Annotated in this window: 19 protein-coding genes; 9 read left to right on the top strand and 10 right to left on the bottom strand. The window is 32.9% G+C overall.

Annotated elements, in window-relative coordinates; genetic code table 11:
* Positions 1-173: 173 nt before the first annotated feature.
* From AC2TDS_RS06825 to AC2TDS_RS06800, 6 genes are all read right to left on the bottom strand, one after another.
* Positions 174-422, bottom strand: coding sequence for a hypothetical protein (locus AC2TDS_RS06825; protein WP_484738353.1), 249 nt, complete (start codon positions 420-422; stop codon positions 174-176).
* Positions 423-967: 545 nt separating this feature from the next.
* Positions 968-1,852: a hypothetical protein gene (locus AC2TDS_RS06820; protein ID WP_484738352.1), complete on the bottom strand. Its 885-nt coding sequence runs from the start codon at positions 1,850-1,852 to the stop codon at positions 968-970.
* A gap of 817 nt (positions 1,853-2,669) precedes the next feature.
* The gene (locus AC2TDS_RS06815) at positions 2,670-3,710 is read right to left on the bottom strand and encodes a M28 family metallopeptidase (RefSeq protein WP_484738351.1); all 1,041 of its coding nucleotides are present in this window, start codon (positions 3,708-3,710) and stop codon (positions 2,670-2,672) included.
* 61 nt (positions 3,711-3,771) lie between these two features.
* Complete coding sequence (locus tag AC2TDS_RS06810; RefSeq protein ID WP_484738350.1) at positions 3,772-4,557, bottom strand: ABC transporter ATP-binding protein; 786 nt, start codon at positions 4,555-4,557, stop codon at positions 3,772-3,774.
* 62 nt (positions 4,558-4,619) lie between these two features.
* Positions 4,620-5,651, bottom strand: coding sequence for an iron chelate uptake ABC transporter family permease subunit (locus AC2TDS_RS06805; protein WP_484738349.1), 1,032 nt, complete (start codon positions 5,649-5,651; stop codon positions 4,620-4,622).
* The gene (locus tag AC2TDS_RS06800; RefSeq protein WP_484738348.1) at positions 5,652-6,230 is read right to left on the bottom strand and encodes a non-canonical purine NTP diphosphatase; all 579 of its coding nucleotides are present in this window, start codon (positions 6,228-6,230) and stop codon (positions 5,652-5,654) included.
* 204 nt (positions 6,231-6,434) lie between these two features.
* Here AC2TDS_RS06800 and AC2TDS_RS06795 point away from each other — a divergent pair, with 204 nt between their 5' ends.
* Positions 6,435-7,199 carry a helix-turn-helix domain-containing protein gene (locus tag AC2TDS_RS06795; RefSeq protein WP_484738347.1) on the top strand — a complete coding sequence of 255 codons (765 nt, stop codon included), beginning with the start codon at positions 6,435-6,437 and terminating at the stop codon, positions 7,197-7,199.
* A 229-nt stretch (positions 7,200-7,428) separates the two neighbouring features.
* On the opposite strand, the gene rlmH is transcribed toward AC2TDS_RS06795, so the two are convergent.
* The gene (gene rlmH / locus AC2TDS_RS06790; RefSeq protein WP_484738346.1) at positions 7,429-7,902 is read right to left on the bottom strand and encodes a 23S rRNA (pseudouridine(1915)-N(3))-methyltransferase RlmH; all 474 of its coding nucleotides are present in this window, start codon (positions 7,900-7,902) and stop codon (positions 7,429-7,431) included.
* A gap of 60 nt (positions 7,903-7,962) precedes the next feature.
* Between rlmH and nadC the strand changes: the two genes are divergently transcribed.
* From nadC to folE, 6 genes are all read left to right on the top strand, one after another.
* Positions 7,963-8,823 (top strand): carboxylating nicotinate-nucleotide diphosphorylase, encoded by an 861-nt coding sequence (gene nadC, locus AC2TDS_RS06785; protein ID WP_484738924.1) that lies wholly within the window; start codon positions 7,963-7,965, stop codon positions 8,821-8,823.
* A gap of 15 nt (positions 8,824-8,838) precedes the next feature.
* Entirely contained in the window at positions 8,839-10,941 is a 2,103-nt protein-coding gene (locus tag AC2TDS_RS06780) for a M3 family metallopeptidase (RefSeq protein WP_484738345.1), read from the top strand.
* Positions 10,942-10,963: 22 nt separating this feature from the next.
* On the top strand, positions 10,964-11,533 hold the full coding sequence (locus AC2TDS_RS06775; protein ID WP_484738344.1) for a pentapeptide repeat-containing protein: 570 nt from the start codon (positions 10,964-10,966) through the stop codon (positions 11,531-11,533).
* A 24-nt stretch (positions 11,534-11,557) separates the two neighbouring features.
* A complete protein-coding gene (locus AC2TDS_RS06770; RefSeq protein ID WP_484738343.1) occupies positions 11,558-12,487 on the top strand; it encodes a YihY/virulence factor BrkB family protein in 930 nt (309 codons plus the stop codon).
* A 106-nt stretch (positions 12,488-12,593) separates the two neighbouring features.
* Complete coding sequence (gene hisS, locus AC2TDS_RS06765; protein ID WP_484738342.1) at positions 12,594-13,958, top strand: histidine--tRNA ligase; 1,365 nt, start codon at positions 12,594-12,596, stop codon at positions 13,956-13,958.
* Positions 13,959-14,002: 44 nt separating this feature from the next.
* Positions 14,003-14,692, top strand: a complete 690-nt coding sequence (folE, locus tag AC2TDS_RS06760) for a GTP cyclohydrolase I FolE (RefSeq protein ID WP_484738341.1) — start codon at positions 14,003-14,005, stop codon at positions 14,690-14,692.
* A 94-nt stretch (positions 14,693-14,786) separates the two neighbouring features.
* On the opposite strand, the gene AC2TDS_RS06755 is transcribed toward folE, so the two are convergent.
* A complete protein-coding gene (locus AC2TDS_RS06755) occupies positions 14,787-16,031 on the bottom strand; it encodes a tetratricopeptide repeat protein (RefSeq protein WP_484738340.1) in 1,245 nt (414 codons plus the stop codon).
* Between the two features lie 12 nt (positions 16,032-16,043).
* Positions 16,044-18,548: a DNA gyrase subunit A gene (gene gyrA / locus AC2TDS_RS06750; RefSeq protein WP_484738339.1), complete on the bottom strand. Its 2,505-nt coding sequence runs from the start codon at positions 18,546-18,548 to the stop codon at positions 16,044-16,046.
* 321 nt (positions 18,549-18,869) lie between these two features.
* Between gyrA and AC2TDS_RS06745 the strand changes: the two genes are divergently transcribed.
* Together AC2TDS_RS06745 and AC2TDS_RS06740 are read left to right on the top strand one after the other, a co-directional pair.
* On the top strand, positions 18,870-21,422 hold the full coding sequence (locus AC2TDS_RS06745) for an ATP-dependent Clp protease ATP-binding subunit (RefSeq protein ID WP_484738338.1): 2,553 nt from the start codon (positions 18,870-18,872) through the stop codon (positions 21,420-21,422).
* 46 nt (positions 21,423-21,468) lie between these two features.
* Entirely contained in the window at positions 21,469-23,151 is a 1,683-nt protein-coding gene (locus AC2TDS_RS06740; RefSeq protein WP_484738337.1) for an ArnT family glycosyltransferase, read from the top strand.
* Positions 23,152-23,456: 305 nt separating this feature from the next.
* On the opposite strand, the gene AC2TDS_RS06735 is transcribed toward AC2TDS_RS06740, so the two are convergent.
* Positions 23,457-24,224 carry a C40 family peptidase gene (locus AC2TDS_RS06735; protein ID WP_484738336.1) on the bottom strand — a complete coding sequence of 256 codons (768 nt, stop codon included), beginning with the start codon at positions 24,222-24,224 and terminating at the stop codon, positions 23,457-23,459.
* Between the last annotated feature and the right edge of the window lie 16 nt (positions 24,225-24,240).

The raw sequence follows: 24,240 nt of genomic DNA, 5'->3' as shown, positions 1-24,240 counted from the left end.
GTTTAAAATGTTTTTAAAGTTTGTGGGGTGAAACTCATTAAAGAATCTTAAGTTATGTATAAAACAAGGGCTAAGAAATGTAATAAAAACTGTGATGATTTTATCATTATTTACTTCTTAAGAAAGTGATGTTTTTGATATTTCAAAAGAAGTATATTTTTAAATTCCCAGTATTATACGGTATAATTTCTCCAGTTTATATTCGTAATCATTTCATTAGGATTCATAATTATTCTTTCTTTGACTATCCTATCAGCATGGGCTTGTGTTTTTCTTGCAGGTCCGTTAATAGAGTCTGAAATTTTCCCTAAATCCTCGTCGTGATCGAAACTAATAGATCGTCTAACGTTTGTTTGGTTGTTGGTAATGAGTACTGATGTTATTTTAAAATGCAAGTGCTTTTCGTCTCTTTGTATTTTCATAATGTGGTATTTGTTTATTCCTACTAGTGAGGCTTTTTGGAATTACGCCCCGTTTTTTAGGTGGTTTCTGGACTCCACAATGTATAATTCAGTATTTTTATTTAGATTGATCCGTTGATTAAGTTTTACGGATTATTGAAGTTTTAGTGGTCTAAATAGCTTATGTGCATACCGGACTGTATTGCTGTGATTGTCGGTTTAGTGAGTTGATCGTATGATTTTTTGATCAGTTTGTAAGTCTATATGAAAGTAGTTTAAAGTATAGCGTGCATCCGTTATTTAGCGTTAAGCGAGTTGTTTTTAGGTATAGACGTATGATATTGAGTCACCATTTTAGAATCTATGAAGATTAGAGTTGCTTTATAGTTGTTTTTTGTGGTTTTGAAGAAACAATGAAAATAAATTCAATTTTCAAAAAAAAACCTATAAAGCATTGAGGATCAGTGTTTTTGAGGTGGTAGGGGTCAAGGTTGTTCTCTACAGGTGTTTTACGTATTGTAATTTTAAATGGAAATCTGTCACTACGGACTTAAGTTCTAAATTTTTTACCATTGAGTTTTCATTTCCGTTCCAACTTTTATGAATTCCTCTTCAATATCGTTTATACGATATTCCCCAAAGCTAGTATCTGGTAATATAGAATCTATTTCAATAAAAAGATCTTCATATTCTGTGGAAAAAGAAAATCCTTTTTTAACCCCATCATTGAAACCTTTATCAATTTTAATTTTCCAATACACCAAATCACGATTTATATACCTATTCGTTTTGACTTTTTTTTTGCGGTCAATAATGGTTGCGGTGATAGGTTTTACTAAAAAATAACTCTGCCATTTTTTAGGAATAGATGCTATATTGAGGGGTTTATAAATATTATCATTAGTATTGATTTTTCGAGTAAAATAGTAACCACTTTCATCGGGCTCAATACCTAAGTTATGATAATGAGCAAATCTTTGGTAGTCATTTTTTTGATCATAATCTCTCATAGAATAGAATTGTTCAGACAATAGATATTGCTTGTTGTTCCAGTTTACAATTTGGTATATAGTGTTTATTTTGGTTAAGCTTTCTTTATATTCAAATACAGTCTTTTCTTCTTGTGTTTTGTGGTTTTCTGATATCTTGGTGATCACGCTATTTTTTGGATATAAGAAAAGCATTGAATCTAATTTTTTATAGGTGCCAAAGCACTCCTTAATTGTGGTGCTACCTAAAGAACTTATAATATCTTCTGTTAGGATAAATTTATTGGTACTTATTAGACCCAGACTCTTTCTGTAGTTAGTGGCATTAAATGAAAAGGAGATAGTATCGACGATATAGTCGGAGCTTTTTACTTGAATTACATCTTTTTTTGATCTATGTTTTTCGTGGCATGAAACCAAAAAGTTAAATGTAATAAACGCAACTAAAAGTAAATTTCTCATAATACACATGGTGACCAACTAACTATTACATAATACAGTTAGCTCTATTATTTTTTAGAGGCTAAAAAATAATAGAGTTTGATAATACTATTTAATTCGGTAACACTATTTAACGATGAACGCAATGCTTTCTTACCTATGTTATAATCCTCACGCAAATTTACTAATATATTCATGCATATTCCTGGGAAGAGTACATAATTTCGTGCCGAAGGAAAGGTAGCAATACACTGAAACTAAAAAAATGTACTTTATCTTTTTCGATTTGCATGTATGGGAATAGTTTATACCTTTTATGATTTTGATACTACTGTATACTAAAATGACGATCTTTCCTTTAAACGGATTATACTGATTTTTAGGTAAAATCACCTAGTTGTTTCTTTGCATTATACCTCCTTTATATTTAGCTGTTTTCTGTAGTAATTTTGGAAGGTTATTGTAGTATGTAAGGCTATTTTCCAACAAATAGAATTTGAACCTTAAATTTATTCGTATTGTTGGTTTTTTGTTGCGCATTAACAACAACGTAAGAGTTAATGGCTAGGTAAAGGAGAAATATTACTTTTTTCATCTATGTTTTATATTCTATATATAACCATTGAATACCACTTGTTATTTCATAGTTAGCGATGATGCAAATATTGAATGTGATCTCTGTTCAGTGCTTATCTTTGATGAAAACCGAAGTATGCGGATGTGGAAATATTTGGTTGTTTTAACTAAAAATAAGGAAACTGTTATTAAAGTAATAAATTAAAAACTCGCCTTTAAAGCGAGTTTTTTATAAACGAGTAATTTAAATAGTCAATAACTATTATTTTTCAACTTTATCAACCAATATACGATGTTCACGATTGGCAATTTCCCAAGCAGTATGGAAAACCAAACGAGTTCTATTTTTAAGCATTTCGTAGTTGATTTTGTCTGCTGTGTCCGTTGGTTGATGGTAATCGGCATGCGTGCCATTAAAGTAAAAAATAATAGGAATATTGTGTTTAGCAAAGTTATAGTGATCAGAACGATAGTAAAATCGATTTGGGTCATTCTCATCGTTATATTTATAATCTAAGCCTATTTTTGTGTATTTTGTATTCATAGCTTCAGAAATAGTATGTAGTTCAGTACTTAGCTTATCAGAACCTATTAAGTATATATAGTTTGGATTTCCTTTATGACGGTCGTCAACTCTACCTATCATATCGATATTTAAGTTGGTAACGGTATTTGCCAATGGAAAAATTGGGTTTTCTGTGTAATACTTAGAACCTAACAATCCTTTTTCTTCACCTGTAACATGTAAAAATAAAACGGAACGTTTAGGTCCTTTACCTATATCAGATGCTTTTTTAAAGGCTTCTGCAATTTCTAAGATTGCTACTGTACCGGATCCATCATCATCAGCTCCGTTGTATATCTTTCCATTTTTAATACCTTCATGATCGAGGTGTGCAGAAATAACGATAATTTCGTCTGGCTTTTCCGTTCCTTTGATAAAAGCAACCACATTTTCTGAGTCTTTTAAAGCCTGACCTCTTTGATTGTTACTCAAATAAGCAGAAGGCACTTCTTGAAAATAATCACCATTTCCAATAGGAGATTTAATATTCTGACTTACATAAAAGTCTTTTAAATATTTTACAGCTTTCTTTTGCCCTGGTTCACCAGTATCTCTTCCCTCAAATTCATCGGAAGCATAGATAAATAAGTGTTTTCCAAGATCTTTAGCCGTGATGGTTTCAGCAAACTCGATGGCATAATCAACATCACGATCATTTTCAATTCCTGATGTCTCTTTACTAGAACCACAAGCTACAAGTGTCGCTGCACTTGCTACCAGATATAATAGTTGTTTCATTAATAGTAATTAAATTTGGTGATTAAATGTTAACAGTATTGTTATTCTGTAACCCCCAAATTTAGTCTTTCTTGATAACGAATTGTTCTAATGTTTTGTTAAAAATTATAAGTTCTTTAGGAAAAAGAGTATCAAAAGCATTTTTTTTAATCAGTTCCTTAGAGGTTCCTGTGTGTATTTGATTTTCAGAAAGCAATACGAATTCGTCAGCCAATTGAATCGCTAAATTGATTTCGTGCGTAGAGATTATAATAGTTTTTTGAGTAGTTTTAACAAGTTTCTTTAAAAGCGAAAACACTTTAAAAGTATGATGAATATCTAAATGAGCTGTGGGTTCGTCTAAGATAATTATTTCAGTATCTTGAGCTAAAGCCCTTGCGATAAGAACTCGTTGCAATTGTCCATCACTCAATTCGTAAAACAACTTGTCTTTTAAATGACTAATTTCTGTAAGTTCAATAGCCCAAAGTATTTTCTTTAAGTGGTTATGTGTTAGTTTATCTATCCAATTGGTATAAGGTTGTCTACCAAGAGCTACCAATTCTATGACGGTTAATTGACTTAGAGGTAAGCGTTCAGTCAGTACTAAACTTAAGGAAGTCGCTAATTCTTGATAAGAGTATTCCTCTAGGTTTTTGTTTTTAATCTTCACATGACCAGATAGTGGTTTTTGGACTTTAGAAATAGTCCGTAGCAAGGTAGACTTACCTATACCATTTTTACCTAACAAAACGACGAATTTCCCTTTGTTTATAGATAAATTGATATTTGAGGCAATGACGTTTTTTTGTTTTTTATCAGCATAACCAATAGAAAGATTTTCTGTTTCTAAGATGGGTTCTTTCATATTAAACGCATAGATTTTGTTAAAGATAAGTATTTTTGTTCACGGCTCAATATTTACAAAACTTACACATATATTTTTTTCTTTCTCACGAGTAACCAGATAACAATAGGAGCTCCAAATAGCGATGTAATAGCGTTTATAGGCAAAACAAAAGAACTCGTTGGTAGTTGAGCAATACTGTCACAGATTAATAAAATGATTGCGCCTAGTAAAGCAGCCGCAGGAAGTAATATTTTATGGTTTGAACTTAAGAATGTAATTTTTGCTAAATGAGGCACAGCCAAGCCAATAAATGCGATAGGCCCCGAAAAAGAAGTTATGACTCCTGTAAGAAGGCTGGTTACAAGTAAAATAATAATTCTGCTTCTTTTGGTGTTAATCCCTAAACTTTTGGCGTAGTTTTCGCCCAATAGAAAACTATTTAAAGGTTTAATAACTGAAAAGGTTATGATAATAGCTGTAAGGTAAATAGCAGCAAATACAAAAATTTCACTCCAAGTTAAATTGCCTAAACTACCGAAGCCCCAAAATTGATATTGTTGAATTTGTTCTGCTTCGCTAAAATAAGATAAAACGCTAATAATTGCCGAGGTAAAAGAACCGAACATTAGGCCAATAATTAAAATTGACATGGTATTACGAACCTTATTTGCGGCAATAATAACAGCAGAAAGAACCAAAAATGCACCGATGCTTGAGGCAAAGGCTAATGACCAGTTTGAAAAAATAAGTTTTGCGAAAACGCCTCCGAACATTCCTGAGCCAAAAATAAACAGAGCAACCCCTAAGCTTGCGCCAGAAGAAATTCCTAGAACAAAAGGACCTGCTAGGGCATTTCTAAACAAGGTTTGCATCAATAAGCCACTAATTGATAATCCAGAACCTACCAAAATAGCTGTAATTGCTTTCGGAAGTCGGTAGTTAATGATAATAGTGTGCCAACTATGTTTAGAAGCAGGGTTTCCAAGCAGTATATCCAGTATATCATCTAAAGGAATCGCAACAGAGCCTAAGCTAATATTTAAAAGAAAAAATAGTATGAGCAATACTGCTAATAGAATAAAGTGCTTGGTGTATGTTTTTGGTAGCTTCAATTAGTTGATTGCTTTTAAAAATTCCACAAGCTTTTGAATAGCCAGTCCACGATGGCTTATTTTATTTTTTTCTTCCAATGACATCTCAGCAAAAGAGATAGGATATCCTTGGGGTTGAAAAACAGGGTCATAACCAAACCCTTTTCCTCCTTTTTTCTCTGTTAAGATTTCTCCTTTGCAAATACCATCAAATAAAAATTGCTCATTATTAACATTTAGGCAGATAGAAGTTCTAAACTGTGCTTTTCTATTTATGTTGTTTTCAAGAGCTACTAATAGTTTTTGAATATTGTTTTCTGCATTGGAAGGCTCACCAGCATACCTAGCAGAATACACACCCGGAGCTCCATTTAAACTGTCTACTTCTAATCCAGTATCATCAGCAAAACAAGAATATCCAAATTTCTCCGTAACATAGTTTGCTTTAACTTTAGCATTTCCTTCTAAGGTCGAGGCTGTTTCTTCAATATCATCAAAACAGTTGATGTCTTTTAAAGAAAGTAACTCAATTGTATCAGGAAGCATTTTTTGAACTTCCGCTAACTTGTTTAGATTGTTTGTGGCAAAAACTAATTTCATTCAAAGTAAGTTTAGAACTAACAAATGTAGTATTTTTTATCATCTTTGTAAGATGTTTTATTGTATAACAATAATATTAAATAGTTGGTGTAACTATTGTAAATAAAGGAATGTCGTGTGAATGTCGGGTGAAATACTGGCTATTTTTTTCGTCAATTTAAAACCCTAAACTAATATTGTATGGAAAATGAAAATATATACATTATGAAACAGCCAGGATTAGGAAAAAAGATTTCCGACTTAAGAAAGCAAAAAGGATTAACACAAGAGGAACTTGTTGAGAAATGCAATATTAGTGTTCGAACAATTCAACGAATTGAAGCAGGGGAAACAACACCTCGGAGCTTTACTGTAAAAACAATATTGCAAGCATTAGATGCGGACTATCATATAGACCGTTTAGAAGATGAAGTTGTAATAAATAAACAAGATAAAAAAATAGTAACGATAGCATGGATTTTTGGAATTGTATATTTAGTTATAGGTTTTATTGAATCAATTGCAGATGTTTTTCAAACGATTGATAATGTTCCGTATTTTGATAATATCCCTTACTCTATCATAAAATTGATATCAACGATATCCTTTGCACTGTTCTTTTTAGGTTTTTGGAAAATATCTAAAATATACGCATCAAAATTATTAGAAATAGTGGTGTATATATTCATTATTGTATACGGAATATCTGAATTATATGATGTTTTGAGTATAGACGCTTCTGGAGAAACACTAGCTGCTAGTATGTTAATTAAATCAATAGTTTTTGGGAGTCTTCAAATAGTTTTTGGTTTCAGTTTATTGCAACTTAAACATAAGCTAGGAACACTAATTCAAGTTAACGCCATTTTAGAAATAATTGTAGGGGTTTGTTTGGCAACAATTATTTTAGCTTATTTGGGCTTGTTCCTTTTAGTACCGACAGTAATAATTGAAATAATAGTTTTGTACAGATTCGCTAATAAACAATAGCTGGGTGTGTCTTTTCATATTGATAACTCCTTGTTTGTTATAGTCTTGTGAAAGTAACTAAACAAGTGGTTTTTTGTAGGGGTTAATGAGAATGTTTTTCACCTGTCTTTACCAATAAAATGAAGAAGCGTAAATTACTTGCAGTTTATGAGAATCGTACTTTTGAAAAGAAGTTGTCTAATATAATATCTATAGAGTTTATATACACCCGGAATTTTTTTTGTCGTAACTATTCATGATGATACGGTTCGTTTCGAAGAATAGTAAATCCACGATAAATTTGTTCTATTACAAATAAACGAATCATCTGGTGGGAAAATGTCATTTTAGAAAAAGATATTTTCCCATTGGCTTTTTTATAAACAGCATCTGAAAAGCCATACGGACCACCTATAACAAATACCAGTTGTTTAATACCTGAATTCATTTTCTTTTGGAGGTATTGAGAAAATTCAATTGACGAAAATTGCTTTCCTTTGTCATCTAATAAAACAAGTTGATCAGTATTTTGAAGCTTCGCTAAAAGTAAGTTTCCTTCTTTTTCTTTTTGCTGAGCTTCACTTAGATTCTTTACATTTTTGATGTCAGGAATAATGTCAACTTCAAATTTTATGTAATGCTTTAAACGGTTTTGGTATTCCTCAATTAGCGCAATTAGAGGTTTGCTATCTGTTTTACCAATAACGAGTAACTTTATTTTCATGGGGTAAAATTATGAATTATGAATTACGAATTAGTATTTTTACAACAAGAATATAGAACAATGATTTCAAAAGAACAATTCAATAGCGAACTAGAGATAATAATAACCAATGCCATTAGAGAAGATATAGGAGATGGCGATCATACGTCTTTATCATGTATACCAAATGATGCACAGGGGAAAGCAAAGTTATTAGTGAAAGATGAAGGGATTATTGCAGGTGTTGAATTTGCTAAAAAAGTATTTGCCTACGTTGATGAAGATTTAAAGGTAGAAACATTAATCCATGATGGGGAAAAGGTCGCTTATGGCGATATAGTTTTTTACGTTTCAGGGAAATCTCAATCTATTTTACAAGCTGAGCGATTGGTGTTGAATGCCATGCAACGTATGAGTGCTATTGCTACGAAAACACATTTTTTTGCTAATTTACTTGAAGGAACAAAAACAAAAGTGCTTGACACTCGTAAAACAACACCAGGAATTCGAGCCATAGAAAAATGGGCAGTAAAAATTGGAGGGGGAGAAAACCATCGATTTGCGTTATATGATATGGTTATGATAAAAGATAACCATATTGATTTTGCGGGAGGAATTACCCAGGCTATTACGAAAACAAAAAAATACCTTGCTGACAAAGGTTTAGATATCAAAATAATTGTAGAAGCTCGTAATTTGGAGGAAATCAAAGAGATTTTATCAAATGAAGGAGTCTATAGAATTTTAATAGACAATTTTAATTATGAAGACACTCGTAAAGCTGTTGAAATGATAGGAAATCAATGCTTAACAGAATCATCAGGAGGGATTAACGAAAAAACAATTCGTAACTATGCAGAGTGTGGTGTTGATTTTATATCTTCAGGAGCCCTTACTCATTCTGTTTATAATTTGGACTTAAGTTTAAAAGCAGTAGATTAAATAAAAAATAGTATAATGAATAAATATGCAATAGTGATAGTAACTTTAATATTGATTACATCTTGTAACATTAAAGAAGCTAAAAAAGAATTAAAAATGAATACAGTTGACAATCCATTATTAGTAAAAAGTACGTTAGACTATGGAGCTCCAGACTTTACAAAAATAAAAGATGAGCACTTTATGCCGGCTATACTGAAAGCAATGGAAATCCAAAATGAAGAAATTGCTAAAATTATAGAAAACAAAGAAGCTCCTAATTTTGAAAATACTATTCTAGCTTTAGAAGAAAGTGATAAAGTATTAGATCAGGTAAATGCTGTGTTTTACGCTTTAGCAGGAGCTCATACAAATGATGTTATCAAAGAAAATCAAAAAGAATTAGCACCTAAGTACTCGAAACACAATGATGAAATTTTCTTGAGTACTAAATTATTCGAAAGAATAGAATTGGTGTACAAAAGCTTAGAGGTTTCAACCTTAGATAGTGAATCAAAACATTTAGTGAAAGAGTACTACAGAAAGTTTGTGAAAGCAGGTGCGAACTTATCGGAAGAGATGAAAAAACAAATGAAAGAACTCAATGCTCAGTTAGCAGAACTTTCTAATGATTTTGGAAAAAAACTATTAGATGCTAGTAAAAAAGGAGGTCTTACAGTAACGGATATAAAAGAGTTAAAAGGGCTTTCGAAAGACAAAATAAAATCGATTGAAAAAGAAGGGAAGTATGAAGTTCAACTTATCAATACTACTCAACAGCCCTTATTGCAAACACTTGAAAATAGAGAAACAAGAAAAGCATTGTTTGAAAAATCAATTCATAGATCAGACCAAGGGGAGTACGATACCAGTGAATTGGTGAAGAAAATGGCGCTTTTAAGAGTAAAAAAGGCGCAAATATTAGGATTTGATAATTATGCTAGCTGGAGTTTACAAGGAACAATGGCTTCAAAACCTGAAAAAGTTTTTGAGATGTTTAAAGGGTTAATTCCAGGAGCCTTGGAGAAGGCGACGTCAGAAATTAATGAAATTCAAGCAGAGATTGGCAAAGAGGGAAAAGATTTTACCTTAGCGGCATACGATTGGAATCACTATGCCGAAAAAGTTCGTAAATCAAAATACAATTTAAATGAAGAAGAAGTAAAACAGTATTTTGAATTAACCAATGTACTCGAAAAAGGAGTGTTTTATGTAGCGACAAAGCTTTATGGAATAACCTTTAAAAAACGATCGGATATTCCAACGTATCATCCTGATGTGGTAGTTTATGAAATTTTTGAAGAAGATGGTAGTAAGTTAGGGTTGTTTTATGGTGATTTCTTTGCGAGAGATAGTAAGCGAGGTGGAGCTTGGATGAGTGCTTTTGTGAAACAATCTAAATTACGTAAACAAAAGCCAGTAATATACAATGTTTGTAATTATGCCAAACCAGCAGAAGGAGAGCCAGCACTTATTAGTTTTGATAATGTTGAAACGACTTTTCATGAATTTGGTCATGCGTTACATGGGTTGTTTGGAAATCAAAAATATGAATCTATTTCAGGAACAAATGTTGCCAGAGATTTTGTTGAATTCCCATCTCAGTTTAATGAAAATTGGGCCACTCACCCCGAAATATTAAATAATTATGCCTTACATTATAAAACGGGAGAAGTTATACCTACTGAATTATTGCAAAAAATTAAAAACGCAGGAACTTTCAATCAAGGATATTCAATTATAGAAAATTTATGCTCTTCTAATTTAGATATGCAATGGCACACCATTTCGACGGAGACGAAGGTTGAAAATGTGGAAAAATTTGAAGAAGAAGCGCTAGAGAAAATGAAACTGAAAATAGCTGAAATTCCACCAAGATACCGTTCAACGTATTTTGCTCATATATTTAGTGGAGGATACGCAGCGGGTTATTATTCGTATTTATGGACAGAAATGTTGAGTCATGACGCCTATGATTGGTTTAAAAACAATGGATTGCTAACTCGTGAAAATGGACAAAAGTTCCGAGAGCAGATATTGTCAAAGGGAAATACAATGGATTATGCTGAGATGTATAGAGTTTTTACAGGACGTGATCCTAAGGCTGAACCTATGTTAAAAGCAAGAGGGTTAAGATAATAGATAAGTTAACATGTAATTAATGAACGATTATATTGACAATGAAATATTTTCCAAAGTCAGTTTTACCAGTGAAAAACTGAGTAAAACTGACTTTGATTCTTGTACTTTTAAAAATTGTGATTTTTCTGAGCTACATATCAATGGCTCTGAGTTTTTAGAATGTGAGTTTGTAGATTGTAATTTGAGTAATGCCCGATTGAAAGACACGAGCTTTAAGGAGGTGAATTTTGTTGATTCAAAATTAGTAGGAGTTAAATTTTTTGAAGTAGATCCATTTTTACTTCGAATACATTTTTCACGTTGTCAATTAGATTTTTCGTCTTTCTATCGCCTTAAAATGCATAATTTTCAGTTTGTAGATTGTCAGATGTTGGAAGTCGATTTTACGGAAGCAGACGCTCAGCATTGCTATTTTGAAAACAGTAATTTAAATGGAGCTATCTTTGATGAAACGAAACTACAAAGCACCAATTTTAGTACGGCTAAAAATTTCTGTATTGATATTGAAAAAAACAATATAAAAGGAGCAATATTCTCGAGGGAAAACCTAGCTAATTTATTGAATAAATATCAAATAAAGGTAGAGTAAGAACCGATTAAATAACAGCGCTCAATGATAAGAACAATTGAAGATAAGTTAGAAAAAATACCGGTTATAAATTTGTTGGTGCGCTTTGGTAAAACCATTAAAATACCGGGGTTAGAAGGATTGTCGTTATACGATGTTCTTGAAATGTATGTTATTGGAATTGTAAAGGGAGCGTTAACTACTAGGGCTGGAGGTATTGCCTTTAGTTTTTTTATGGCAATATTTCCTTTTTTGTTATTTATATTAACACTGATACCCTATATGCCTATTGCAGGCTTTCAAGATGGATTGTTTTCGTTAATTCAAGAAGCATTACCGCCAAAAACATTTGAAGCTGTTGATGGAGTTTTAAAAGATATTTTGAATAATCAGTATGGTGGGTTGCTTTCTTTTGGTTTTTTAGCATCTATTTTTTTAATGACAAATGGGGTAAATGCTATTTTTGGTGGGTTTGAATATTCCTACCACGTTAAAGAATATAGAACGCTTGTAAGAGGATACATTATTTCATTGGGTGTATCACTGCTTATGTCGTTCTTTTTAATTATCACAGTGGTTTTTGTGATTTTATATCAAATCGCTTTGACAAAGATTAATGAAAAGGGCTGGTTTGACACGAATGACTTGGATTTGTTTTACTACGGCAGAGGGTTCTTGTTTTTATTAATGGTTTTTACCATTGTATCCTTGTTGTTTCGTTATGGAACTAAACAAGGCAAAGAAATTAGGTTTTTTTCACCTGGCGCCATTCTTACCACAGTAGTGTCAATGTTTTCATTTTATTTATTTGCTATTTATGTAGTTAAGTTTGCAAAATATAATGAATTATATGGCTCAATAGGAACCTTACTCATTCTTATGTTGTTTGTGTGGTTAAATGCCATAATCTTACTTTTAGGGTTCGAATTGAATGCAACAATTTATCGACTAAAACGCAAAAATAAAACTTCTTAATTTCCCGATTAATTCGGATATTTGTGCCTTTAATGAAGCAGGAAATAATTGTACTGTGAACAATTAGTAATGATAATTCACAACCCAAAATCGAATATAGTTTATTATGAAACCAAGTATCCCAAAAGGAACCAGAGATTTTTCATCAACAGAAGTGGCAAAAAGAAATTATATATTTTCTGCTATAAAACATTCGTTTGAAAACTTTGGGTTTCAACCGATAGAAACACCAAGTTTTGAAAATTCTTCCACGTTAATGGGGAAGTACGGTGAAGAAGGCGATCGTTTAATTTTTAAAATATTAAACTCTGGAGACTATTTGAAAAAGGTAGATAATGACGTGTTGTCAGAAAAAAATAGTCAAAAATTAATATCTGAAATTTCTGAAAAAGCATTGCGTTACGACTTAACAGTGCCTTTTGCACGTTTTGTAGTACAACATCAAAATGAGATTTCATTTCCATTTAAGCGCTATCAAATTCAACCAGTATGGAGAGCTGATCGTCCACAAAAAGGGCGCTTTAGAGAATTTTATCAATGTGATGCTGATGTGGTAGGGAGTAATTCTTTATGGCAAGAAGTGGAGTTTATTCAATTATATGACACGGCTTTTAGTAAGCTTGGCTTGCAAGGAACGACCATTAAAATCAATAACCGTAAGATATTGTCGGGAATAGCTGAGGTAATTGGAGCAAAAGACAAATTAATTGATTTTACGGTAGCTCTAGACAAGCTTGATAAAATAGGTAAAGATGGGGTTGTAACGGAGATGTTATCTAAAGGAATTTCGGAAGAAGCAATAGAAAAAGTAGACCCGCTATTTGGTTTTTCGGGAGGAAGTAATGAAAAATTAGCTGCTTTAGAAAAGATGTTAGAAACCTCTACAGAAGGATTGACTGGAGTACGAGAGTTGCGTTTTATCTTTGATACAATTGCTGAACTAGGATTGATATCTGCAACCTTAGAGTTAGATGTTACCTTAGCGCGAGGATTAAATTATTATACAGGAGCTATTTTTGAAATTGCGGCACCAAAAGGAGTGAAAATGGGTTCCATTGGAGGTGGAGGAAGATACGATGATTTAACAGGGATTTTTGGCTTAAAAGATGTATCGGGTGTTGGAATTTCTTTCGGGTTAGATAGAATTTATTTGGTAATGGAAGAGCTAGGGTTATTTGATGTAGTTGAACTTCCAAAACCTAAAATATTGTTTTTAAACTTTGATGAAAACGAAAGTTTAACCAAGGTAAAAGCAATTAAGAGCTTACGAGAAAAGAATGTAAAATCAGAGATGTATCCTGATGTTGCAACAAGTAATAAACAGCAAAAGAAACAATGGAAATATGCTACGGGTAGACAAATTGAATTTGTAGTAATAGATTGTAATGGTGGTAAATTTCTATTGAAAGACATGAAAACTGGAGAACAGAATTTACTAGATTTAAATGAAATAGTTGATTTGGTAAACTAACTAGTTAGATTGTCGTATCTTTGCAAAATCAATTTTTTAAAATAATGTTCGAACTAAATAATACTATGAACGACGATAGAATTGACGAAATAGGGGAGGATCACGTTGGTACGTCTGCGAAAACACCATTGCGTAAGGATGCTTTTGATATTTCGGACAAGGAGAAAATAGCAAAAATTCAAGAGAGTGTAAAAGATATACTCGAAACGCTTGGAATGGATTTAACTGATGATAGCTTAAAAGGTACGCCAAAGCGTGTCGCTAAAGCTTATGTGAGTGAGCTCTTTATGGGATTAAATCCAGCGAATAAGCCAAAAGCATCAACATTCGACAATAATTACAATTATGGAGAAATGTTGGTTGAGAAGAACATTGTAGTATATTCAACTTGTGAACACCATTTATTACCTATTATTGGTAGAGCACATGTGGCGTATATTTCTAGTGGAAAAGTCATTGGGCTTTCTAAAATGAACAGAATAGTTGAATATTTTGCGAAAAGACCTCAAGTACAAGAACGATTGACGATGCAAGTGGTACAATCATTACAAGAAGCACTTGGTACACAGGATGTTGCTTGTGTTATTGATGCGAAACACTTGTGTGTTAATTCAAGAGGAATTAAAGATATCGAGAGTAGCACCGTAACCGCAGAATTTGGTGGTAAGTTTAAAGATAAAGAAACTAAGAGAGAGTTTTTAGATTATTTAAAAATGGACACTGATTTTGATTAATGTCTACTAGAAAATATATTCTATAAAAAAAATCAGGCCGCGAGCCTGATTTTTTTTATAGAAAGAAGTTAGTTTTAACACTAACTCTTTTTTGTTACTTCATAGATTTATAAAGTTTTCTAAATTTATCTGCTTTATCAGTTAATTCTAATATTTCATAAATATTCATTAACGTTTTAACAGTCTCCATATTTCTATTAAGACCATCAGCTTTTTCTAAATAAGGTACCGCTTCTTGATACACTTCTTTTTGTTGCAAAGCTAACTCATCATACTTTTTAAAATTAGATAAGTTTTTGTTCATTTCTTCAACGATTGCTTTGTCTTTTTCTAAAATAACAACAGCAAGATTCATGTAGGCATCAGAATAATCAGGTTTTAATTCGATGGCTTTTTCGTAGTGTTTTTTAGCATCTTCAACTCTTCCTTGATTAAAGTTAACTACACCCAAGTTGTAATATAAAGTTGGGTTGTTAGGATCTAGAGCCACCGCTTCTTTCATTAATTCACCAAACTTATCCATTCGCTCGATGTCAATATATAACTGAGCTTCATTTAAGATAAGATTCAAATCTTTTGGATTTGATTTACGTGCTTCTGCCATGGCTGTAATAGCCTCTTCTGTTTTACCTTGTTCTTTCAATATTAAAGCAATATTTTTAACGATAGTCGCTTTTTTCGACTCAGAAACTTGGTCTTCTGGTTTAATATATTGCTTAGATTTAACCATTAAATCTCTTTGTACTTTAGAACCTAAGTTTTCAACTTTACCAGTAGCTACGTTTGTAGCTAGGTATTTTGTTTCGATTCCTGAATACCCCAAGTCTTTTAGCTCATAATAGTATTTTAATGCCGTTTCATAGTCTTTTCCTTGTGTAGAAGCAACGGCTGCATTGTATACAAAAGAGGTGTCTCTTGGGCTTAATTGATAGGTTAAATAAAAATTCTCGGCAGCTGCTTTGTAATCTTTATTCTTGTTATAAAGAGCTACTGCTTTGTTTGAAACATCTTGAATAATACTATTTAATAAAGGTTCTGCTTCTTTAGAATACTTGTTTTTTCCTGTTTCTTTTTCGAAAGCGATTAAATTTTGAAAAGCTTTGGCAGCAGTTCTGTAATCTTTCTTTGAAACATACGCTTTACCCTTCAAGAAGTAGAATTTTGATTTGTATTTATCATCTGCATCCGCAATTAACTTTTCGGCTGCGGTAATTGATGAAATAGCACTGTTAAATTCTTGTTTTTTTATTGCTTTCTCAGCGGCTTTAAGTTCCGCTTTTTGTGCAAAAGCTCCCATTGATACCACCCCTAAAGAAAGTGCTAAAATTTGTTTTTTCATTTTAGATATTATTTATTGTTGTTCTTGGTTATCATTTTCATTGTCATCATTTTCAATTTCTATGCCATTTTCATTTTCTTCTTCATGCATAACCTTAGCAACGGCAGCAATACTGTCATTATTTTTAATATTAATTAAACGAACCCCTTGAGTAGCACGACCCATTACTCGAAGATCTTCTACTGCCATTCTAATGGTAAGTCCTGATTTGTTGATAATCATTAAATCATTTGAGTCATCAACGTTTTTTATGGCGACTAAGTTACCTGTTTTTTCAGAGATATTCAATGTTTTAACACCTTTACCTCCACGGTTCGTTACACGATAATCTTCCAGTTTAGAACGTTTACCATATCCTTTTTCCGAAACAACCAGGATATTACTGTCCATATCGTTCACAGAAACCATGCCTATTACCTCGTCTTTATCATGTTGTAAGGTAATTCCTCGCACACCAGAAGCAGTTCTACCCATAGGCCTAGTTTTTCCTTCTTCGAAACGAATAGTTTTTCCAGATTTTAGTGCAAGCATTACCTGGCTATCACCAGTAGTTAACTTTGCTTCTAGTAATTCATCTCCTTCTTTAATGGTTATTGCATTAATACCATTAGCCCTTGGACGCGAATATTGTTCTAAAGAGGTTTTTTTAACTTGCCCTTTTCTAGTGGCCATAATTACATAATGGCTGTTGATATATTCTTCATCTTTTAAATCGGCAGTCACTAAGAAGGCTTTAACCTTGTCGTCCTGCTCAATATTAATTAGATTCTGAATAGCTCTTCCTTTAGTGCTTTTACCACCTTCAGGTATTTCATAAACACGCATCCAAAACACTTTTCCTTTTTGAGTAAAGAACATCATATATTGATGGTTGGTGGCTACAAATAAATGTTCTAAGAAATCTTCATTTCGAGTAGTGGCACCTTTCTGACCACGACCACCTCTGTTTTGTACTTTATACTCGTCTAAATTGGTTCTTTTTAAATAACCAGCGTTAGAAATAGTAACTACTACCTTTGAGTTAGGAATCATGTCTTCAATACGCATGTCTCCACCAGCGTACTCAATAGTTGAACGACGTTCGTCACCGTATTTTTCTTTGACGTGAACTAGTTCTTCCTTTATGATTTTATAACGTCTAGGCTCATTTGAAAGAATATCTTTTAAATCAGTAATAGTTCTAATGATTTCGTCATATTCAGTTCTTAACTTGTCTTGCTCCAGACCAGTTAACTGACGTAAACGCATTTCTACGATGGCACGCGCTTGAATTTCTGTTAGTTCAAAGCGTTCAATCAATTTTTCACGAGCTTGATCAGCATTGGAAGAACCTCTAATAATTGAGATCACCTCATCTATATTGTCGGAAGCAATAATTAATCCCTCCAAAATATGTGCACGTGCTTCTGCTTTTTTTAATTCATATTCTGTTCTGCGAACCACTACCTCATGGCGATGCTCAACAAAATAATGAATAAGTTGTTTTAGGTTTAGTTGTTCCGGGCGCCCTTTAACCAAAGCAATATTATTTACACTAAACGAAGTTTGTAGTTGTGTATACTTAAAAAGCTTATTTAAAATAATGTTTGGAATAGCATCTCGTTTTAAAACATAAACAATACGCATTCCTTTTCGGTCAGACTCGTCGCGAATAGTGGCAATTCCATCTAATTTTTTATCGTTAACTAGGTCAGCAGTTTTTTTAATCATTTCTGCTTTGTTAACTTGGTATGGGATTTCGGTAACGATGATGCACTCACGCCCCTTCACTTCTTCAATAGTCGCTTTTGCTCGCATGACAATGCGTCCGCGTCCAGTATGAAATGCGTCTCTTACGCCGTCATAACCATAAATAATTCCTCCAGTAGGAAAATCAGGAGCTTTAATGTGTTGCATCAACTCATCGATGTCAATATCTCGATTGTCAATGTAGGCAACGGTTCCATTAATAACTTCTGTTAAATTGTGAGGTGCCATATTGGTAGCCATCCCCACAGCAATTCCAGAAGCACCATTAACTAGTAAAGTTGGGATTCGAGTTGGTAGTACAGTTGGTTCTTGTAACGTATCATCAAAATTTAATTTATGATCTACCGTGTCTTTGTCAATATCGGATAACATTTCTTCCGATATTTTTTGCATACGCACCTCTGTATAACGCATAGCCGCAGGGCTATCGCCATCAACAGAACCAAAATTCCCCTGTCCATCGACCATCATATATCGCACACTCCAATTTTGAGCCATACGAACCATCGAGTCGTAAACAGAAGTATCACCATGCGGGTGATATTTACCCAAAACTTCACCAACTATTCTTGCCGACTTCTTATAGGTTCCTGTAGCTTTTATTCCTAGTTCATGCATTCCAAATAAAACCCTACGGTGCACAGGTTTTAAGCCATCACGTACGTCAGGTAAAGCTCTTGATACAATTACCGACATAGAGTAGTCGATATATGCTGATTTCATTTGTTCTTCAATATTGATAGGAATCAACTTTTCACCATCTGCCATATATTTTTCTTTAAAATATTAGTACTTGTTATTTAATAAAAAAAAGTGAATTTTATAACTCATAAAACCCCCTTTTAAGCATGCCGTAAAAAGCACGTGTTTTCTAAAACATTGCAAGATACAATAATGACAAGTTTTACACAAAATTTGAGGTTGTTGTTTTTAGGTAGAGTTATTAACATTTTTATGTTGAATAGATGAGTAGGAGTCAAAGCTCGCGTCTTTTTGAAAAGTCATAATGTCAGCGTGTAACTATATGGCATCTTTTTTGTGGTTTTGTAAGAAAATCTCACTAACTTTACAGAGACACAAATTAAATTTATGGACGATAATTTTTCACCACAAGTTAGAGATGTGATTACTTTTAGTAAGGAAGAGGCTTTACGTTTAGGTCACGACTTTATTGGAACAGAACACTTGCTTTTAGGATTGATAAGAAAAGGAGATGGAAAAGCGATTGAAATCTTAACTACGTTTGACGTAGATTTGGATTTGGTACGTAACAAACTAGAAAAGCTAAATCCGTCTACCTCTTTAATAGAAAACAATCAAAAAAAGAGTTTACATCTAACAAGACAGGCAGAGAAAGCAATAAAAACCACGTTTTTAGAAGCTAAGTTATATCAGAGTAATGCTATTGATACAGCTCATTTATTGTTGTGTATTTTGCGTAATGAAAATGACCCAACAACAAAGTTATTGCAGAAATACGATATTGATTATGAGCAGGCGAAATCATTATATAAGGAGTTGCATGTAGACGACTCAATAAGTCCTATTGCTGAAACACCTTCGGATGACGAATTTGCCGATGATAAGACAAATCCTTTTGGGCAACAAACACCTAGAGGAAAACAAGCGAAAAAATCAAAAACCCCAGTTTTAGATAATTTTGGGCGTGATTTAACCGCTTTGGCAGAAGGTGGGAAATTGGATCCGGTAGTCGGTAGGGTAAAAGAAATAGAACGTGTTTCTCAGATTTTAAGTCGTCGTAAAAAGAATAATCCTATGCTAATCGGTGAACCAGGAGTTGGTAAATCCGCTATTGCTGAAGGGTTGGCTTTACGAATTGTAAACAGAAAAGTTTCTAGAATTCTTTTTGATAAACGAATTGTTTCTCTCGATTTGGCAAGCTTGGTTGCTGGGACTAAATATAGAGGGCAATTTGAAGAACGAATGAAAGCTTTGATGAATGAATTAGAGAAGAATGATGATATCATTTTGTTTATTGATGAGATTCATACTATTGTTGGGGCAGGAGGAGCAACAGGTTCACTAGATGCATCTAATATGTTAAAACCTGCATTGGCGAGAGGAGAAATTCAATGTATTGGAGCAACCACATTAGATGAATACCGAACAAATATTGAAAAAGATGGTGCTTTGGAGCGTCGTTTTCAAAAAATAATTGTAGATCCTACAACGGTTGAAGAGACTATTCAAATATTACACAATATAAAAAGTAAATACGAAGCGCATCATCATGTCAATTTTACAGATGAAGCAATAAATGCGTGTGTAAAGCTTACCAATCGTTATATGACTGATAGATACTTGCCAGACAAAGCTATAGATGCATTAGATGAGGCAGGATCGCGTATACATATCACAAATATTGTAGTGCCGCAACAAATACTAGAATTAGAAGCTAAGTTGGAGGAGATTAGAGACCGAAAAACAAAAGCGGTAAGTGGTCAGAAGTATGAAGAGGCAGCTAAGTTGCGTGACGATGAGAAGAATCTAGAAGTCGCTTTAGAATCTGCTCAAAATCAATGGGAAGAGGATTCAAAATTGCATAGAGAAACAGTAACTGAAGATAATGTAGCGGAAGTAGTTTCTATGATGACAGGAATTCCCGTGAATAGAGTAGCGGAAGCAGAAAATAGTCGTTTGGCTGAATTACCTAACTTAATTAAAGGGAAAGTAGTAGGGCAAGACGAAGCGGTAACGAAAGTAGTTAAAGCCATTCAACGTAATAGAGTTGGGTTGAAAGACCCGAATAAACCGATTGGATCCTTTATATTTCTAGGTTCAACGGGTGTTGGTAAAACACAGCTAGCAAAAGTACTTTCTCGTGAGTTATTTGATTCTGAAGAATCATTGATTCGAATTGATATGAGTGAGTATATGGAAAAGTTTGCTATTTCTCGCTTGATAGGTGCACCTCCAGGATACGTAGGGTATGAAGAAGGAGGGCAATTAACTGAGAAGGTTCGCAGAAAACCATATTCGGTAGTGCTTTTAGATGAGATTGAAAAAGCGCATCCTGATGTATTTAATATGTTGCTGCAAATTTTAGATGATGGGTATATCACTGATAGTTTAGGAAGGAAGATTGATTTTAGAAATACGATCATAATAATGACTTCAAATATTGGTGTTCGTAAACTAAAAGATTTCGGAGTTGGAGTTGGTTTTGGAACTTCTTCTAAAAAGGAACAAGAAGATGAGCATGCAAAAGGTGTTATAGAAGGAGCTTTGAAAAAGTCGTTCGCGCCAGAGTTCTTGAATCGAATTGATGATGTTATAATTTTTAATACGCTAGAGCGATCAGATATTCATAAAATTATTGATATTGAGTTGAATAAATTGTTAAGTCGTATTTCAGATTTAGGATATCACTTAAATTTAAGTGAAGAGGCCAAAGATTATATTGCAGACAAGGGATATGATAAGCAGTATGGAGCGAGACCTTTGAAAAGAGCAATTCAAAAGTATATTGAAGATGCGCTAGCAGAAGAAATCGTAAGCTCTAAACTAGATGAGGGAGATTCCATTTTTATGGATTTAGACAAAAAAACAAAGAGGCTCAGTATTAAAATTGAAAAGGGTGAAAAACCAGCAGAGACTCGAACAGAAGTTGATGAAGATTAATTTGAAATTGTAAGCTTTATCATTAAATTATATTGCATAAGAATTTATGAAGCAGAATAAAAAATCACAAGGAATACTTTATGTATTCCTTGTTTGTTTATTGTTGTTAAATGTACTACAAGGAAAGTACTGCGAGTTACTTGGAGATGAGGCTTATTATTGGGTCTATAGCAAACAATTAGATTTTGGATATTTTGATCATCCACCTATGGTGGCTTTATGGGTTTATATTTCTAAACTTTTTATACCTACAGGTGAACTTAGTGTTCGGTTTTTTTCGGCTGTAACGTTATCCTTAACATTTTATTGTACGTGGTTACTGATTAAACATCCAAAAAAAAGAGAGCATATAGGGCTATTTATCTTAACGGCATTTTCTTTTGTTCTAATTAATGTATATGGTTTTATTACAGTGCCAGATACATCACTGATCTTTTTTATGGCGGTCTTTTTAATAGGTTATCAAAAGTATTTAGAAGATGAGTCGCTATTGAGTTACGTGCTTATAGCCTTATCAGTGGCCGGAATGATGTATAGTAAATATCAGTCAGTGTTGATCGTTTCTTTTGTGATTCTATCTAATTTAAAAGTACTTAAAGACTATAAGGTATGGATAACCTTCGCGTCGATTGTATTACTGTATACGCCTCATTTATATTGGCAATATGTAAATGGGTTTCCTTCGTTTAAGTTTCATTTATTTGAGAGAATGAATGATACTATCTATAGTTTTGATTTCACGTTTGTACATATCGTGAATATGATTGCTGTGGTAGGGCTGACTTTTCCAGTGGTTTATTATGCGTTCTTTAAAGGATTAAAAGAAAAAGACCTATTCTCTAAAGCACTGAATAGCATCGTAATTGGGTTTTTCTTATTTTTTTTACTGTACTCTTTTAAAACTCATGTGCAAGCGCAATGGGTAGTTCCGATTTCAATACCGTTAATAATTATAACCTTTAAGTATCTTATTGATACTGTAAAAAGTAGGAGGGTTTTTGTTTGGTTATCTTCGATTTCGATTTTATTGATGCTAATTTTAAGGGTTTTTATAGTTTCTGATACATTGATCGCTAAAAAACTGGGTGTTCGAAATAATAAGGATTGGGCATTGACGTTATCAAATAAATATGAAGGGTCTACATTTCTTTTTCAGGATGCTTACCAATTAAGTTCGTTGTTTTGGTTTTATTCAGGGGAAGAACCACTCCAGTATAATATTTGGTCTAGCAGAAAAAATCAATTTGATTTACTTCCTCAAAACAAACGATTTTTAAAGAGAGATGTAATTCATATTTTAAGTAGGAACAATAAAGAAGTTATTGATTCCTTAACCTATGGGGTAAATCAAAAAACCTATATTTCAAAAATAAAGAATTATCAAAATATAAATGGTTTAAAAATAGAACTATTAAGCGATAATATAGTGATTGAATCGAACAAAGAGAATAGGGTTCAAATAGCGAGTATAATTATCCCTGAACACATGGAGAATCTTACTAATATAGATGTGGGAATCGTGTTTAGAGAGGAAGGTAAACGCCCTATTAGATTAGAGAATTGTAAGTATATTACTGCCCATATAAATACTAATGAAATGGTGTTTTACTGCCCGAAATCAGATGTAAAAGATATTCCACGTTATATGCAATTAGTGGCTAGTGTTCGTGGTGAAGCAAAACGGCCAATAAGAGTAAGTCCTATTTACGAAGTTGTATTTAAAGAATAAAAAGACTTATTTTGGTGATGAATATTAAAAACATAGCATTTTTTGCTATGTTTTTTTATGACACGCAAATTATACCATTTACCATTTTATTTTCCAGTAAATTCAAACAATAGCTGGTATAATATCATTTCTGATGTTAATTTATCGACTATAATTGTTATGGTAAATGCCGATCTATGGGTAAGACAAAAGTATGGTCGCAAGGAAATGATTGGGTGATTTTACCTAAGAATTGGTATTAGCATAGAAAGTTAGCAAAAAAGGTTGTTACGAAGTCTTTTTCAGGTTGAAGTACTCGTTATTTGTTATAAATAACGCTTTATAACCCGTAATTTATGTGTGTGCTTTTGTGAATCAGTATTGTATATGCCGCTATGATCTAATTTATCGATACGGACTTTACCGTGTGCATGAATAATGTTATAATCATTCATTATAATCCCTACATGGGTTATAATTCCTTCTTCATTATCAAAAAAGGCTAGATCACCAGGTTCACTCTCTTCGATAAAACTCAGTACCTCTCCTTGAGTTGCTTGTTCTTTAGCATCACGCAATATATGATAACCGCAGAGTTTGTAAACTGTTTGTGTAAAACCAGAACAATCGATACCAAAAGGAGATTTACCACCCCATAAATATGGAACATTTAGAAATAGAAAAGCTGTTTTTATAATCGCAGATTTAGCCATTACAGAGTTCCGGGTTTTACCTTCGTAACTGTAGTTTTGGCTTCCTATTTTTATAGAACAATCCTCAAAAAATGGTAAATGAGCACCTAAGGGTATCGTTGTTAAGTTGTTATTATTATCAACTATAAAGTCGATTAATTCACCTGCATAATGTTTTTTATTTTCTTCTAAAAGTTGGTAATCTTCTTCAGATATTTCTTGATATTGTTTGTTGTCGACATAGCCTTCATACCCATCAAAAGATAGTTTAATTTTACTCCACTTTTTATCTTTTTCAAGAATTGTAAAATGTTCTCCAAATAATAATTGGTTGATCATTTCAGAAGTGTCTGATGGCGCTAAACGTAAAGGTACAATACTAAGGTTACAAATTCCAAACATTAAATACAGAGGTGCG

The sequence above is a fragment of the Tenacibaculum profundicola genome (assembly GCF_057220795.1).
The sequence above is the reverse complement of the archived record's forward strand: the minus strand, read 5'-3'. Positions and strand labels throughout refer to the sequence as shown.

Bases quoted from the DNA above. Each gene is read 5' to 3' on its own strand.
- rlmH (WP_484738346.1), bottom strand. From the start codon at position 7,902: ATGAAAATAAAGTTACTCGTTATTGGTAAAACAGATAGCAAACCTCTA.
- AC2TDS_RS06735 (WP_484738336.1), bottom strand. From the start codon at position 24,224: ATGTTTGGAATTTGTAACCTTAGTATTGTACCTTTACGTTTAGCGCCA.
- AC2TDS_RS06810 (WP_484738350.1), bottom strand. From the start codon at position 4,557: ATGAAAGAACCCATCTTAGAAACAGAAAATCTTTCTATTGGTTATGCT.
- gyrA (WP_484738339.1), bottom strand. From the start codon at position 18,548: ATGGCAGATGGTGAAAAGTTGATTCCTATCAATATTGAAGAACAAATG.
- AC2TDS_RS06825 (WP_484738353.1), bottom strand. From the start codon at position 422: ATGAAAATACAAAGAGACGAAAAGCACTTGCATTTTAAAATAACATCA.
- AC2TDS_RS06745 (WP_484738338.1), top strand. From the start codon at position 18,870: ATGGACGATAATTTTTCACCACAAGTTAGAGATGTGATTACTTTTAGT.
- folE (WP_484738341.1), top strand. From the start codon at position 14,003: ATGTTCGAACTAAATAATACTATGAACGACGATAGAATTGACGAAATA.
- AC2TDS_RS06770 (WP_484738343.1), top strand. From the start codon at position 11,558: ATGATAAGAACAATTGAAGATAAGTTAGAAAAAATACCGGTTATAAAT.
- AC2TDS_RS06755 (WP_484738340.1), bottom strand. From the start codon at position 16,031: ATGAAAAAACAAATTTTAGCACTTTCTTTAGGGGTGGTATCAATGGGA.
- nadC (WP_484738924.1), top strand. From the start codon at position 7,963: ATGATTTCAAAAGAACAATTCAATAGCGAACTAGAGATAATAATAACC.
- AC2TDS_RS06820 (WP_484738352.1), bottom strand. From the start codon at position 1,852: ATGAGAAATTTACTTTTAGTTGCGTTTATTACATTTAACTTTTTGGTT.
- AC2TDS_RS06740 (WP_484738337.1), top strand. From the start codon at position 21,469: ATGAAGCAGAATAAAAAATCACAAGGAATACTTTATGTATTCCTTGTT.
- AC2TDS_RS06780 (WP_484738345.1), top strand. From the start codon at position 8,839: ATGAATAAATATGCAATAGTGATAGTAACTTTAATATTGATTACATCT.
- AC2TDS_RS06795 (WP_484738347.1), top strand. From the start codon at position 6,435: ATGAAACAGCCAGGATTAGGAAAAAAGATTTCCGACTTAAGAAAGCAA.
- AC2TDS_RS06775 (WP_484738344.1), top strand. From the start codon at position 10,964: ATGAACGATTATATTGACAATGAAATATTTTCCAAAGTCAGTTTTACC.
- AC2TDS_RS06800 (WP_484738348.1), bottom strand. From the start codon at position 6,230: ATGAAATTAGTTTTTGCCACAAACAATCTAAACAAGTTAGCGGAAGTT.
- AC2TDS_RS06815 (WP_484738351.1), bottom strand. From the start codon at position 3,710: ATGAAACAACTATTATATCTGGTAGCAAGTGCAGCGACACTTGTAGCT.
- hisS (WP_484738342.1), top strand. From the start codon at position 12,594: ATGAAACCAAGTATCCCAAAAGGAACCAGAGATTTTTCATCAACAGAA.